The sequence below is a fragment of the Nostoc edaphicum CCNP1411 genome (assembly GCF_014023275.1).
Lineage (GTDB): Bacteria > Cyanobacteriota > Cyanobacteriia > Cyanobacteriales > Nostocaceae > Nostoc > Nostoc edaphicum_A.
This window is the reverse complement of record NZ_CP054698.1, coordinates 7239085-7254670: the sequence shown is the minus strand read 5'-3', so window position 1 is coordinate 7254670 and position 15586 is coordinate 7239085. Positions and strand designations below refer to the sequence as shown.

Genomic DNA, 15586 nt, shown 5'->3' with positions numbered 1-15586 from the left:
CAGTTTTCTTATTAAACCCTCTGAATCCCACCCCGTCAAAGCTGTGCTTTGTCTCCCCTCCCCAAGAATAAGGCTACCGTGTACACATAAGTTATCGAATTACCCCACCCTAACCCTCCCCTTGCAAAGGGGAGGGAACTAGATTTTCCGGTTTCCCCCCTTTGCAAGGGGGGATTAAGGGGGGTAATTCGACTCGTATATACACCGTAGTTGCTAAAGGGGAGGGGATTAAAGGGTGGGGTGCAACGACTGTAGGAATCATAACTAATTATCCGAACTTGAGATTAAAATTCCCAGGAAATGCTGCCGGACACTGCAAAGGGCGAACCTGGAGTGACGCGGACAATATCGCGGGCACCCTCGAAGTAATCTTGATCGAACAAGTTTTGGAAATTGATCCCAGCGCGGAAGTTGTCGCGGCGATAAAACAGTGATGCATCTGTTCGCCAGTATGAGGGGAGGGTGAATGTATTTAATAAATCGCCTTGTCGTTCTCCTTGGTTAAATATACCAATCCCAACCCCCAAACCCTTTAGGCTACCAGATTGTAGTTCATAGGTAGTCCACAATCCGAAAGCATTTTTGGGGACATTTTGTAATTGCCTACCCAGAAACTCTGATCGGCTATCTTCCAGAACTTCTGTTTCTGTATAAGCATAGCTAGCTGTTAGGTTCCAACCCGGTAGAATTTCTCCAGCAACGTCTAGTTCAATCCCACGGCTACGTTGCTTACCGATTTGAAATTGTGATAGGGGATCGTTGAGTCCTTGAGCCGCGATATTGCTGCGTTCCAAGTTGTAGAATGCTAGGGTGGTAGAAATGCGATCGCCTAATAAATTCGCTTTCACACCGACTTCGTATTGAACACCGCGTTCTGGTTCAAATGGATCGCCATTATCAAATTCTCCACTTTCTTCATTGAAAATGCGAGTTCTGCCCGCAACTGGTTTAAATGATTGGCTGTAGCTGGCATACAATGAAATATTTTCAATTGGCTTAAACACTAAACCAACACGTGGACTAAATACAGTATCGTTACGCTCAAAACTTTGTGTTGGGTCAACTAAATCATCATAGATTTGTTCAGCAAAATCCAAACGTCCACCCAAAACTAAAATAATGCTTTTGGATAGAGAAATTTGATTTTGCAGGTAAAGTCCGGCAGTGTTTTCTTGAGTGTCAGTGTTACTATCAATATCAACACCTAACAAGCTCAAAGGAATGGCACTCTCTGGGTCATAAATCGGGTTGAAAATATCAATGGGAGTTACAAGGTTAAAGTTAAGTCGATCCTTAAATCTCTGTCTAGCAAGCTCTACACCGAATAGCAAGTTGTGTTCAATACTTCCAGTCTGGAATTTACCCGCTAGATTAGTATTAAATGTAAAGGTAGATAATTCACTGGGATTGTCCACCAAGAATCGGTTAAGAGTCCGTTGATCTGGGTCTAATCCATCTGCTGTATCGGAAGCAAAGCCAACAACTCCAGTATTTTCGGAAACATCTAAAAATGAAGCTAAAAATTCATTTTTGATTGACCAATTAGAACCAAGACGTTGATCTAATCGATAGCCTAAGCGGGTTACATTAGCTTCACTGCGAGATAAGGAAGGTTCACCCAAATTGGCATCTAGTGCGACTCTCCCATTGGGGTTAGAAATCACCGTTCCAGAGGCGGGTAAATCTGGTGCAGTCTCAAAGCTACGGTATTTGAGATATTCTAAATCAACAATTAATGTTGTGTCTTTGTTACTAATTAATCTGACGGATGGAGATATAAAGAAAGATTCCTCATTTTCAAATTGTTTGAAGCTGTCAGATCGTTCGTAGGAAGAATTTAAGCGGTAAGCAACACCATCTGTACCCAGAGGCCCGGAAAAGTCTAAGGAAGGACGCTGTAAACCGAACGATCCCACTTGATAGTCAACTGAATAAAATGGTTGATCTAAAGGTTGCTTTGTAACTAGGTTAATTACTCCACCTAAATCTCCGCGCCCAAACAGCACTGAAGCTGGCCCTTTCAGGAGTTCTAATCGTTCAACGTTACTAATATCACTACTAAAGCGTAGGGTTTCATCCCGTAGGCCATTACGCAGAATATTAGTAGATTCAAATCCTCGAATCACCGGATTTAAAGCTGGGGCTTGGGAAGATGAACGCCCAGTATTGGCGCTACTGGTGTTTTTCAGGATTTCCCCGACTGTGCGCGTACCTTGATCTTCGATTACCTCTTTCGGGATAACTTGAATCGCTTGTGGGACATTGATAACCGGGGTATCGGTGCGAGTACCAACAGAGGAATTAGGAGCTTGATAAGTTGGTCTAGGACTTTCTCCGACAACGGTGATTTCGATTGGTTCGTCTGGTTCGGGGGGTGGATTTTGGGCGGTGGTAGTTGTAGTGAGATTAAAAACTAATCCTTGGTTACTTTGTTGGATATTTGCTGTGGGTAGTCCTGCGTTCCCAATGACTCTGATCTCAACGGTGTTGGCATCTAACTGGGTAACAGCAACTTCGGCTATATCAGGTGCGGGATTTTGTTGTAAAAAAGATTGTCCTTGTGCTAACTGGAGTTGAGTGTTGGCAACGGTGATGATTAGGGTTTTATCATCGCTGGTAGTTATGGTGTTTAAAAATTCTGTGGTTGGTGTTTGGAGGACAATTTCTAAACCTTGATTGTTAGAATTGATTTGCACTCCTGTTACAGGAATGGGTGCTGCCCAAGCTGGCTGTGATGCTAAAAGAGTTACTACGCTAGCAACTACTATCGATGGTTGGCAATAATTCCACGTCATGTCAAAGTTTCCTCACTCAGACTCGAAAATATTTGGACATTGGGATAACTCTTCACTTGTTTTGCTAATCCCTAGTCCCTAATTAATAAAAATTCCGTAATACCGTTTCTTTGTGAAGCTGCATATATACCCCCCGGCTACGGTATGCACACAAGTCGGAAATAGCTAGATTAACCAAGGTTTTACCCCACCCTAACCCTCCCGATGCATTGGGGAAGGAACTAGATTTTCCGGTTTCCCCCCTTTGCAAGGGGGGATTAAGGGGGGTAATTCGACTTGTGTGTACACCGTAGCAAGGCATTGGGGGGGGACTACAGAGAGGTCTTATTAAATGTATCTTCATATACGATTGGTATAGGTTTTGCTATTAAGCAATAACAATCTGTATATTTGAGTGTCAATCATATACATGGATAGAAAAAGATCAGTGTGATAACTATCAAACTTAAGATGGCGAATTTTACTAAACTTCTTGAGAAGTATTATGAAAAATAATATATCCTATATTGCATAGGTTCGATTCAAAAAAAATGATATTTTTACTGTGTTTGCTTTAGCTGCACATAAAAATAGCGATAACGTGCAAATTTTTCACAAATTAGTTAGTTATTTTCATACTCTTATCAAGCAGTTAGTCGCATGATTATATCTCGTCAAAGAGAAAATTTCTCAATAGCTTTAGAAGAAGCAGTTACACTCCCGGATGTTTTGCAGGTGTGGATACAGGAGCAGCCTAACTCTATCGGGTTCAATTTTCTACAAGACAGAGAAAATCTTACTCTCACATATCAGGAGTTAGAAGGGCAAGCACGGGCGATCGCAACTCATTTACAAGCCCTGAATTGGCAAAAAGAGCGTGTACTGTTGATGTACCCACCAGGGCTAGAATTGATTGCGGCAATCATGGGCTGTTTTTATGCTGGTGTGATTGCTGTTCCTGTATATCCACCACGTCGCAATCGTAATTTAGATCGGCTATTAGCGATCGCATCTGATGCCCAACCAAGTGGAATTTTGACGACGGTGGCTTTGTCAAGCTCGTTGAGGGAAACTGCAAAAGAAACAGCGATCGCTACTCTACCGATAATTACTACAGATAGCATTTCTTTAGACTTGGCTGATGCTTGGCAACGTCCCTCAGTGAATGCCGATAGCATCGCCATGCTTCAGTATACCTCCGGTTCAACTGGCACACCCAAGGGAGTGATGCTCAGTCATGGCAATTTACTGCATAATTTGGCGCAAATTTATCATCGTTTTGGACATTCATTTAGCAGTAAGTCTGTTTGTTGGTTGCCACCCTATCATGATATGGGTTTAATTTGGGGAATTTTTGAGCCGCTTTATGGCGGTTTTCCGGTAACGCTAATGGCTCCTGTGGTCTTTCTCCAGAAACCAATTCGTTGGTTGCAGGCGATTTCCCAAACCCGTGCCACAACTAGCGGCGCTCCTAATTTTGCTTACGAAATGTGTCTGCATAATATTCGCTCAGAGGAATGTCAAGATTTGGATTTGAGTAGTTGGGAAATCGCATTTACCGGAGCAGAGCCAATTCGGGCGCAAACTCTAGAAAAATTTGCCACAACTTTTGCTCAATATGGATTTCGGCGCGAAGCCTTCTATGCCTGTTATGGGTTAGCCGAAGCAACATTATTTGTTACTGGCGGAGATAAGGACAAGCCACCGACTATTGAGAATTTGACTGACCAAAAGGCGATCGTTGGTTGTGGTTGCGCTAGTGCTGAACAAACAGTGATAATTGTTGATCCCGAATCCCAAAAACCACGTTTAGAAGGAGAAGAAGGGGAAATTTGGGTTAGGGGTGCGAGTGTAGCTCAAGGTTACTGGGGTCGTTTAGAGGAGACAGCAGCAACTTTTAGAGCGACTTTGGCATCCGTTGCGGGTTCGTTTTTACGAACGGGAGATTTAGGGTTTTTGCGGGGTGAAGAATTATTTGTCACTGGGCGGATAAAAGATGTTATTATAATCAGAGGGCAAAATTATTACCCTCAAGATATTGAAGCTAGCGTTGGTCAGAGTCATGAAATGCTTAATCCTCATTGGGGAGCGGCTTTCAGTGTGGAAATTTCTGGGGAAGAACGGTTAGTAGTTGTTCAAGAAGTAGAACGTAGTGCTTGGCGATCTCTCGATACCGCAGCCATGATTACAGCCATTCGGGGGGCAATTTCCCGCGAACATGAGTTGCAGGTGTATGCTATTTGCTTGCTCAAACCTAGCAGTATTCCTAAAACTTCTAGTGGCAAGGTGCAACGCCATGCTTGTCAGGCTGGGTTTATTAATCAGAGTTTAGATGTAATTTATCAGTGGGAAGTTGAAGATATTACCCCACCCGCGCTAACGCGCACCCTCCCCTTGCAAAGGGGAGGGTTGGGGAGTGGTGATTTAGTGGGTAGTAAATACAAAACAGATAACTTGATTGAATGGTTACGAGATTACGCTAACCATCATATTAATTCGCGGTTGATGGATGAACGACGTTGTATTCCTCCCCACATTGTTTTAGATTTTGGCAATCGGGGTTTATTGGGAATGCAAGTACCACCTAGTTATGGTGGGTTAGGTTTAGGATATACGGACACCATCAGAATTATACAACAATTAGGGGCAATAGATTCTACCTTAGCGCTGTTTGTGGGACTGAATAACGTGTTGGGAATTCGCCCAATTTTGTTGCATGGTACGTCATCGCTGAAGGAAGAATTACTGCCAATGCTTGCCACGGGAAGGGAATTAGCAGCATTTGCCCTCACTGAACCGGGAGCAGGTGCTAATCCCCAAGCGATCGCATCTCAGGCGATCGCAAATGGTAATGGTTGGCGGTTGCGGGGTGAAAAAATTTGGAGTGGTTCTGCGGCTTGGGCGGGTGTAATTAATGTGTTTGTCCAGCATCAACACCAAGGGATTAGCGGTTTTGCCGTGCGACGGGGTAGCCCTGGATTGCGTCAGGGAAAAGAAGCGTTAACGATGGGAATGCGGGGAATGGTACAAAATACCGTTTATTTAGAAGATGTTCCCGTCACATCTGAGCAACTTTTGGGTGGTGTGGGCACTGGGATGAGTGTTGCTCAGGATGCGATGATGTATGGTAGATTAGCGATCGCAGCTGTTTGTGTGGGTGGGATGAAACGCTGCCTCCAACTGATGTGGCGCTACAGTGAGCGTCGGCAAATTGCTACCGGACGATTGCTAGAGCATCCGGTGGTTTTCCATCGGCTTGCAGAATTGACAGAGGCAATTACCGCAGTTGAAACCTTGGTAATGCGAATTTGTGAGTTACTCGACCAAGGAATTACCGTCCCTGTGGAAGCGTACACAGCTTGTAAAATTTCTGCACCCGAATTTTACTGGCAATCAGCAGATTTACTGGTACAAACCTTGGGTGGACGCGGCTATATCGAAAGCAATTTAGCACCACAAATTCTTCGGGATGCGCGAGTTTTCAGGATATTTGAAGGGCCGACAGAAACCTTATGTGGATTTTTGGGTGCGCGTGTGCTGAAGCAGAGCGAAGAACTGCAACAATTTCTCACTCAGACTTTGGGTGCGGTGGAAGTAGCTCAAAGATTAGCTGATGCAGTAGAAAGAATTAGCGAGCGCTTCACTAATAATATAACTACCCAGCGTTGGGTATTCCATCAACTTGGTGAATTGGCGAGTGATGCTATCCTTTGGGGAGCAATGGCAGGTATGATAGATAAATCACCGGATATCCAAAGAGCGATCGCTTGGATAAAGAATCGGTTTGAACAAAAACTCCACCAAGCTTTAAATTTTGCACCTGATAACTTGCCATTAGCTAATCTGCAAACTACAGCTAATTTGATTAGTGAGTATGCACAGACAATTGGTGATGTAGAACAAACTTTAGCAGGTGAAGAGGATCAGCTAGATGAATTGTTACGTAAATCACCAGTTTCCTTAAAAAATCCAGTTTCTCAGAATTTAACTGTTCCTAACTTCCCCTTACCAAGAACAGAGTTAAGAAAGAATGGGTTTAATTCCGAAATCCAAACCTGGCTAATTAATTGGTTAAGTCAGAAATTGCACGTTTCTATCTCAGAAATTGACTCAAAGAAAGCCTTTGCTGACTACGGCATCGATTCTGTAACGGCGGTAGAATTAGCTCAAGATTTACAAGAATGGTTGGGTATTTCTCAGAAATTAGAAGCAACTATCGCCTGGAATTTTCCCACAATTGAAGATTTAGCCCATTATTTGAGCGATACCTTTAGAACTCAGCCCACAAATGAGGAAGCAGGGGGAGAAAATTTAACCTCATCCGCCTCATTAGAAGATTTATCAGCAGCAGAAATGGCAGAATTGCTAGCTCAAGAAATTGCCATAGCACGACAAAGGATACGTTCATGAATATACAAGAATTACCCCCCTTAATCCCCCCTTGCAAAGGGGGGAAACCGGAAATAGAATTCCCTTTTGCAAAGGAGATAATTACAAATCCAGTCCCCTCCCCAATGCATCGGGGAGGGTTAGGGTGGGGTAACACTATAAATTATTAAACCCATATTCCTCATGAGCAATTCATCATCGCCAAACATCAACTATCAAGCTTTGCTCAAGGATGCTTTACTGGAAATGCGCCAGTTACGAGCAGAATTAACAGCTATTGAATCACAAAAAACTGAAGCAATCGCCGTTATTGGCATGGCTTGTCGCTTTCCGGGTAGTGCGAATAACCCCGAAGCATTTTGGCAACTCTTGCAGAATGGTGTCAATGCGGTGAGCGAGATTCCCTCTAACCGTTGGGATGTACCAGCTTACTACGATCGCAATCCTGATGCGCCGGGGAAAATGTACACCCGCTATGGTCATTTTATCGACGGCGTAGATCAATTTGATGCCAGCTTTTTTGGCATTTCTCCCCGTGAAGCCGCAGCTATAGATCCTCAACAACGCCTTTTACTGGAAGTTAGCTATGAAGCATTGGAACGAGCCGGACAATCTCCCCAGCAGTTGAAAGGTAGTCGCACCGGGGTATTTATTGGTGTCTGTTTTGATGACTACGCCAAATACAGCATTGCATCTAATGATCCCAGACAAATTGATGCTTATAGCAGTTTGGGCAACACTCGCAGCATCACCGCCGGACGCATCGCCTATGTTTTAGGATTGCAAGGGCCAGTAATGCAGTTGGATACAACTTGTTCTTCTTCCCTACTGGCGCTGCATTTAGCATCTGAAAGTCTGCGTCAGGGCGAATCTGATTTAGCACTGGTGGGAGGTGTAAATCTGATATTAGCGCCAGAGCCAATGATCGGTTTTTGCAAATTGCAAGCTTTGGCAGTGGATGGACGTTGTAAAACCTTTGATGCCGCAGCAGATGGTTATGGACGAGGAGAAGGCTGTGGCATTGTTGTCCTGAAACGACTTTCAAAAGCGATCGCTAACCATGATCCAATTTTAGCGGTAATTCGCGGCTCGGCAGTAAATCACGATGGTAGCAGCAACGGTTTGACAGCCCCTAATGGCACGGCGCAGTCAGCAGTAATTCGTCAAGCTTTGAAAAATGCGCGTTTAGAACCTAAACAAATTCAATATGTAGAAACCCACGGCACGGGTACTGTGTTGGGCGACCCTATCGAAGTTTTGGCCTTAGCCAAAGCTTTAGGTGAAGGGAGAACCAAAGATGAATCGTTATATATTGGTTCCGTCAAAACCAATATTGGACATCTCGAAGGAGCAGCTGGAATTGCTGGATTAATCAAAGTAATTCTTGCCCTCCAGCACCAGCAAATTCCACCCCATCTGAATTTCCAACAACCCAACCCCTACATTCCTTGGGATGAATTACCTGTTGTCGTCCCCCAAAAATTAACTCCTTGGCAGGATCAAAATAAACAGCGATTCGCAGGTATTAGTTCCTTTGGGATGAGTGGTACAAATGTGCATATCATCTTAGAAAATGCACCCCTCCCCAACCCTCTTTCATCCCCCCTTGGCAAGGGGGGACAGAGGGGGGTACGCGTTAACCCAGCTGAGGTTTTGGGTTCCCCTACAAATCGTCCTTTGCACCTACTCACCCTCTCAGGCAAAACTCCCCAAGCATTACGAGAACTCGCCCAACTCTACAAAAACTATCTAGCAACGCCACCTGATACAGACTTCGCTAATGTTTGCTTTACCGCTAACACGGGGCGATCGCACTTTGAATATCGTCTGGCGATACCCGCCAATTCTTATATATTATGTTATGAAAATCTTGTAAATTATTTAGACACTACTACAAATATATCTAAAAGTCAAGTCTCTAAAATTGCCTTCCTCTTCACCGGACAAGGCAGCCAGTATATCAATATGGGTAGAGAATTGTACGAAACTCAATCCTCTTTTCGCCGTCAGATTGATTACTGTTGCGAGTTATTGCATCCCGAATTAGGCTTAGATTTGCGAAATCTACTTTATCTTTCCCCACTTCCCACTCCCCACTCCCCACTCCCTACTCCCCACTCCCAAAATTTATCCCAAACTATCTACACCCAACCAGCCTTATTTATCCTCGAATATGCTTTGTGTCAACTATGGCTATCTTGGGGTGTACAACCGGATTTTGTCATGGGACACAGTGTCGGCGAGTATGTTGCAGCTTGTATCGCCGGTGTCTTTAGTCTGGAGGATGGACTAAAATTAATTAGCAACCGCGCTCGTTTAATGCAGCAGTTGCCTGACAATGGTCAAATGGTGGTAGTTGCTGCATCTGCGGCAGATATCGCCCAACAACTGCAAATATTTGAACAACAAATATCTATTGCAGCAATTAATGCACCAAATAATACAGTAATTTCTGGAGAGGAAAGTGCGATCGCGCAACTTGTCGAAATCTTGCAAAAACAAGGGATAAAAACTACAATACTTCCAGTCTCCCACGCTTTTCACTCTCCCTTAATGGAGCCGATGCTCAGAGAGTTTGAGCAAATGCAAGAGAGCATTTCCTACTATCCACCCCAGATTCCACTAGTCTCGAATATCACTGGCGAAATCATCGGTGCAGAAATTGCCACACCTGAGTATTGGTGTCGTCATATCCGCCAGCCTGTGCAATTTGCTGCCGGCATTCAGACATTAGCAGAAGCAGGTTGCGAAGTCTTTGTGGAAATTGGTGCAAAACCGACTTTGCTCAGTATGGCACAAACCTGTCTTCCAGAAGCGGGAAACCTCGCATGGTTGCCAAGTTTGCGTTCAGGACAAAGCGATTGGCAGGTAATGATATCCAGTTTGGCATCATTATATATGCGGGGTGTGAATATCAATTGGCAGAACTTTGAAGGTGACGAACTACCTCAGCGTGTTTTAGTGCCTACTTATCCATTTCAACGCCAGCGCTTTTGGGTTGAAATTGATAGCATAACACCACAAAACAGGTATTTTGATCAACATCCTTTGTTGGGAGAGAGATTACAACTAGCCCATGCAGAGAAAATTTATTTTCAAAGTCAAATCAGCCAGAATCAGCCGCTATTTTTGCAGCATCATCAAGTTTTCCATCATATCGTCATGCCAGCTGCGGGTTATGTGGAGATGGCATTGACAGCCGCAAAAGAAATCTGGAAAACTGATGTTTACATAATCAGAGATATTGTCATTAGCAAAGCATTATTTCTGCCAGAAAATACAACTATCACTTTGCAATTCATAGTAGATCAGCAAACCTACCAATTTGAAATTGTCAGCAAAGATAATATTTCTCAAGATGCGGCATGGGTAACTCATGCTACAGGTATTTTCCAGAGTGATCCTACCAAGCTACCGTCTACACACGAGTGTGAAATAGGTCAAGAACTTGGGTTTGAGCGGAAAATACACCCCACCCTAACCCTCCCCTTGCAAAGGGGAGGGAACCGGAAATCTGATTTCCCCCCTTTGCAAGGGGGGATTAAGGGATCTGATCTCCCCCCTTTGCAAGGGGGGATTAAGGGGGGTAAAGAATCCGACTTGTATGTAGGGAGGGCTGGGGAGGGGTATAGCGATTTAACTCAACTACAAACAACTTGCCCTGAAGAAATTGCTGTAACATCCTACTATCAAACTTGCCAAGAATTGGGAGTGGAGTATGGAAAGTCTTTCCAAGCAATTCAACGCCTCTGGCGGGGAGATAACCAAGCTTTAGGTGAGATTCGTTTATCTCCATTGCTCACAGATGCATCCGATTATCAAATTCATCCCATTTTGTTGGATGCTTGTTTTCAGGTAATGGGTGCAATCTTCCTCCCTTCCCAATCATCCACAGCCTACTTACCTGTAGGTATAGAGCAGGTGCATTGGTATGGTAACTTAAGTCAAAGCCTTTGGAGTTATGTACAACTTCGTCACGAGTCTTCCTACATTGCCGACTTACAACTATTAAATCCAGATGGTACTGTAGTTGCGACCATCGACGGCTTACAAATCCAGCCAGTTAGACAGGATAGTTTGAGGAATGCTGGGTTAAATACTTGGCAAGATTGGTTATATCAAGTGGAATGGAAAGAACAGCCATTAAAGTCCGTTGGATTATTATCTCATACTTTCCAGAATCCATCTACTATTAGCGAAGGTATTTCCTTACAACTCAATCAGCCAGAGCTTGAAACCTACGCATCATTATTACCACAACTGGAAGAGTTGAGTATTGCTTGTGTACTTGAGGCTTTTGAACAACTGCAATTTTCACTGCAACCCGGTGAGGAATTCTCGACAACTGAAGCAATGCTAGCAATGGGCGTTCTCAGTCATCATCAGCGATTATGTCACCGCTTGTTGCAAATGCTCCAAGAAGCGGGGATTTTACAACAACAGGATGATAACTGGCGGGTTTTGAAAACAACACAACTCACTGCAACAACCCCAGTCTTTGCCCATTTGCGCCAAACCTACCCCAGTGCCGTAGCAGAACTCACCTTACTCGAACGCTGCACTAGTCATTTACCAGAAGTCTTACAAGGAAACATTGATTCCTTACAGTTACTATTTCCCGAAGGAGACTTCAGCGACTTGACGCAACTTTACCAAAACTCACCAGTGGCAAAGGTGATGAATACTTTAGTGCAACAGGCAGTGATAGCTGTTATAGAAGAAATACCAGCAGAATCAACCCTGCGGATTCTCGAAATTGGCGCTGGAACTGGTAGCACTACCGCACATATTTTACCAGAATTAGCACAGCGAAAAGTTGAGTATTTTTTTACCGATGTTTCACCCTTATTTTTGAGCAAAGCACAAGAACGATTTGCCAATTATTCTGGCGTGCGTTACCAGCTTTTCGATATTGAGAAATCCTTATCTTCCCAAGGGTTCACAGAAAACAGCTTTGATATTGTCATTGCTGCCAACGTCCTCCACGCCACCCAAGATTTACACCAAACTGTTACCAACATCAAGCAGTTATTATCCCCTAGTGGATTACTCATCTTATTAGAAGGTGTGCGGAGGGTGCGTTGGTTAGACTTAATTTTTGGTCTAACTGAGGGGTGGTGGCGCTTCCAAGACCAAGCATTACGTCCAGATTATCCCTTAATTTCTACCAAAAAATGGCAGGAATTATTAAAGGATGTGGGATTTGAGTCTACAACCCTGCTCAACCCAACAATAGAGAATTCCCAATTTTGTGATCAACAAGCCGTGTTGATTGCCCAAACTCCCAAATTATCCTGCAATTCTCAGAATTGGTTAATCTTAGCAGATCAGCAAGGTGTTGGTTTGCAACTTGCGACAGCTTTAGAGGCGCATGGTGCAACTTGTCATCTTGTATTTGCAGCAGATTCAGATTTTACTCTAACTTTTACCCCATCCCACCTGATCAATCTCTGGGGTTTGGATGTACCCCACGCCAAGGAGATGACAACAGAACAACTAATGGCAACACAGCAAGTTTTTTGTGGTCAAGTATCGCACTGGTTACAAACACTGTCAACACTAACTACCCAGCCTCAATGGTGGCAAATAACTCAGGGAAGTGTCGCCACAGGTGGAGAAAATGATATCCCCGGTATTGCTGCTGCTACTTTGTGGGGGATGAGTAAAGTTATGCGGTTAGAGCATCCAGAGTTACGCTGTCGCTGCTTGGATCTTGACCCAGTGCGATCGCTCACAGCACAATTAGATATCCTGTTACAAGAATTGCTGGCAAATTCCCCAGAAGAGGATATTGCTTGGCGCGGCCAAACTCGCCGTGTGGCTAGACTTGCGCGGTATTCTCCTATCGATACATCTTCGCGTCAACTGATAATTAATCAGCGAGGAACCCTAGAAAATCTCTACTTCCAAACTATCAACCGTCGTCCCCCAGCGACTCAAGAAGTAGAAATCTGTATCCGGGCGACTGGGTTAAACTTCCGTGATGTGTTGAATGCCTTGGATTTATATCCTGGAGATGCAGGGCTTTTGGGTTGTGAATGCGTCGGAGATATTGTTGCTGTCGGTACGGGAGTTAAAAATCTCCAAGTAGGACAAACAGTGATGGCATTAGCCAGTGGCAGTTTTAGCAATTACGTAACTGTGGATGCACAGATGGTTGCACCCAAACCGCAACATCTGAGTGTGACGGAAGCTGCTACTATCCCTGTGGCATTTTTGACAGCATTTTATACATTGCATCATCTGGCTAAAATCCGTGCAGGTGAGAGAATTTTAATTCATGCTGGCGCTGGCGGTGTCGGTCAAGCAGCAATTCAAATTGCCCAACTAGCTGGGGCAGAAGTATTTGCCACAGCTAGTCCTTCCAAGTGGGAAGTATTGCAAAAACTAGGAGTGCAGAATATTTTTAACTCCCGCACCCTAGATTTTCGTGCCGAAATTGCCGCCCAAACTCAAGGAGAAGGTGTAGATATTATCCTCAATTCTCTGAGTGGGGAATTTATACCTCAGAGTTTGGCACTTCTCAAACCCCACGGACGATTTGTGGAAATTGGCAAAATCGATGTGTGGTCAGAGGAAGAAGTTAAAGAGGTCAAAGCAAATGCAGATTATTTCTTAATCGATATCGTGGATTTGTGCCGACAGCAACCGGAATTGGTGCAACAAATCTTACAGGAGTTGGTAAGGGAATTTACTAATTCTCGTTTACAACCATTGTCGGCTCAGGTATTTCCGATGGCAAACGTCGTGGATGCTTTTCGGTATATGCAGCAGGGTAAGCATATCGGGAAGGTCGTGGTAGAAAAACTTATAGCAAGTGGCTATGGAACAAATCAGATCCCCCCAACCCCCCTTAAAAAGGGGGGCTTTGTTCCACCTTTGAAACAGGAAGACCTTGTAGGGTCTGCACAATCTGGGTTTTACCCCACCCTAACCCTCCCCTTGCAAAGGGGAGGGAACCGGATTTCTAGTTTCTCTTTGCAAGGGGGAGGGAGCCGGATTTCCAGTTTCCCCCCTTTGCAAGGGGGGATTAAGGGGGGTAATTCGAGTTGTGTGCTTAGGGGGGAGCAAATCTTATTCAAAAACGATCGCACTTACTTAATTACTGGTGGTTTGGGCGGCTTAGGTTTAGTAGTAGCTCAATGGCTGGTAGATATGGGCGCTCGTCATCTCGTTTTGTTGGGACGCAATGCTCCCACATCTGCTGCAATATCTCGCATTCAGCAGTTAGAAGCAGCCGGTGCAACGATAACTGTTGCCCGGGTGGATGTATCGCAACAGCAAGATTTGGCAACCGTATTCACGCAAATACAAGAATCAACTATGCCCTTAGCTGGTGTTATCCATGCGGCGGGTTTGTTGGATGATGGTGTAATGCTACAACTGAATTGGCAGCGATGGGAAAAGGTGATGGCTGCTAAAGTTATGGGTGCTTGGAATCTACATCTTTTAACTCAAAACACTCCGTTGGATCATTTTATCATGTTTTCCTCAGCAACGGCCTTATTTGGTTCTCCCGGACAGGCAAATCATGTTGCGGCTAATACTTTTCTGGATACTTTAGCCCACTATCGCACCTCTCAAGGATTACCTGCAATGAGCATTAACTGGGGTATTTGGTCGCAAATTGGTTCTGCTGCACAACCCCAAGTCACCAGCCAGATGGAACAGCGAGGAATTAGAGCGATCGCACCGATTGAGGGCATTGAGGTTTTAGAATATCTGCTGACTCAACCTATTACCCAGGTGGGAGTTGTACCAATTGATTGGAGACAATTTACCCAACAACGACTATCTTCTAGATTTCTGGAACGGTTTGAGACACCTGTAACCTCATCAACTCCAACCACATCTATATTAGAGCAATTGTCATTAGCTACCCAGAACGATCGCTATGAATTACTCAATACCTATATCCGTCAGCAAATCGCCCAAGTTTTGGGATTTAAACCTCACGCCATTGATATTCAATCTGGATTTTTTGACCTGGGTATGGATTCTCTAACCGCGATCGAATTCAAAAATCGTCTGCAAACCAACCTCAAATGCACACTTCCCACCACCCTTGCTTTTGACTATCCGAACATCAAGAAATTAGGGCGCTACTTAATAGAGGAAGTATTACATCTAGATGACTCCCAACCTCTCCAAGGGAGAACAGAAGAAGGTAATATAACTCACACCCCCCTCTGTCCCCCCTTGCCAAGCTACGGTGTACACACAAGTCGAATTACCCCCCTTAATCCCCCCTTGCAAAGGGGGGAAACCGGAAAATCTGGTTCCCTCCCCTTTGCAAGGGGAGGGTTAGGGTGGGGTAATTTGAGGACTGGTAGTGATTCGATATCAGAATTATCCCAAGATGAGATTGCCGATTTATTGGCACAGGAATTACTGGAAATTGAACAAGAAAAGTTTTGACTATA

3 protein-coding genes are annotated in these 15586 nt (G+C 44.3%); 2 read left to right on the top strand and 1 reads right to left on the bottom strand.

The window, feature by feature from the left end; translation table 11 throughout:
- Window positions 1–284: 284 nt before the first annotated feature.
- Window positions 285–2795, bottom strand: a complete 2511-nt coding sequence (locus tag HUN01_RS33080) for a TonB-dependent siderophore receptor (protein WP_181929704.1) — start codon at window positions 2793–2795, stop codon at window positions 285–287.
- A gap of 639 nt (window positions 2796–3434) precedes the next feature.
- Between HUN01_RS33080 and HUN01_RS33075 the strand changes: the two genes are divergently transcribed.
- Entirely contained in the window at window positions 3435–7184 is a 3750-nt protein-coding gene (locus HUN01_RS33075) for an AMP-binding protein (RefSeq protein WP_238845875.1), read from the top strand.
- Window positions 7185–7346: 162 nt separating this feature from the next.
- Window positions 7347–15581, top strand: coding sequence for a type I polyketide synthase (locus HUN01_RS35830; RefSeq protein WP_238845873.1), 8235 nt, complete (start codon window positions 7347–7349; stop codon window positions 15579–15581).
- Window positions 15582–15586 lie beyond the last annotated feature (5 nt).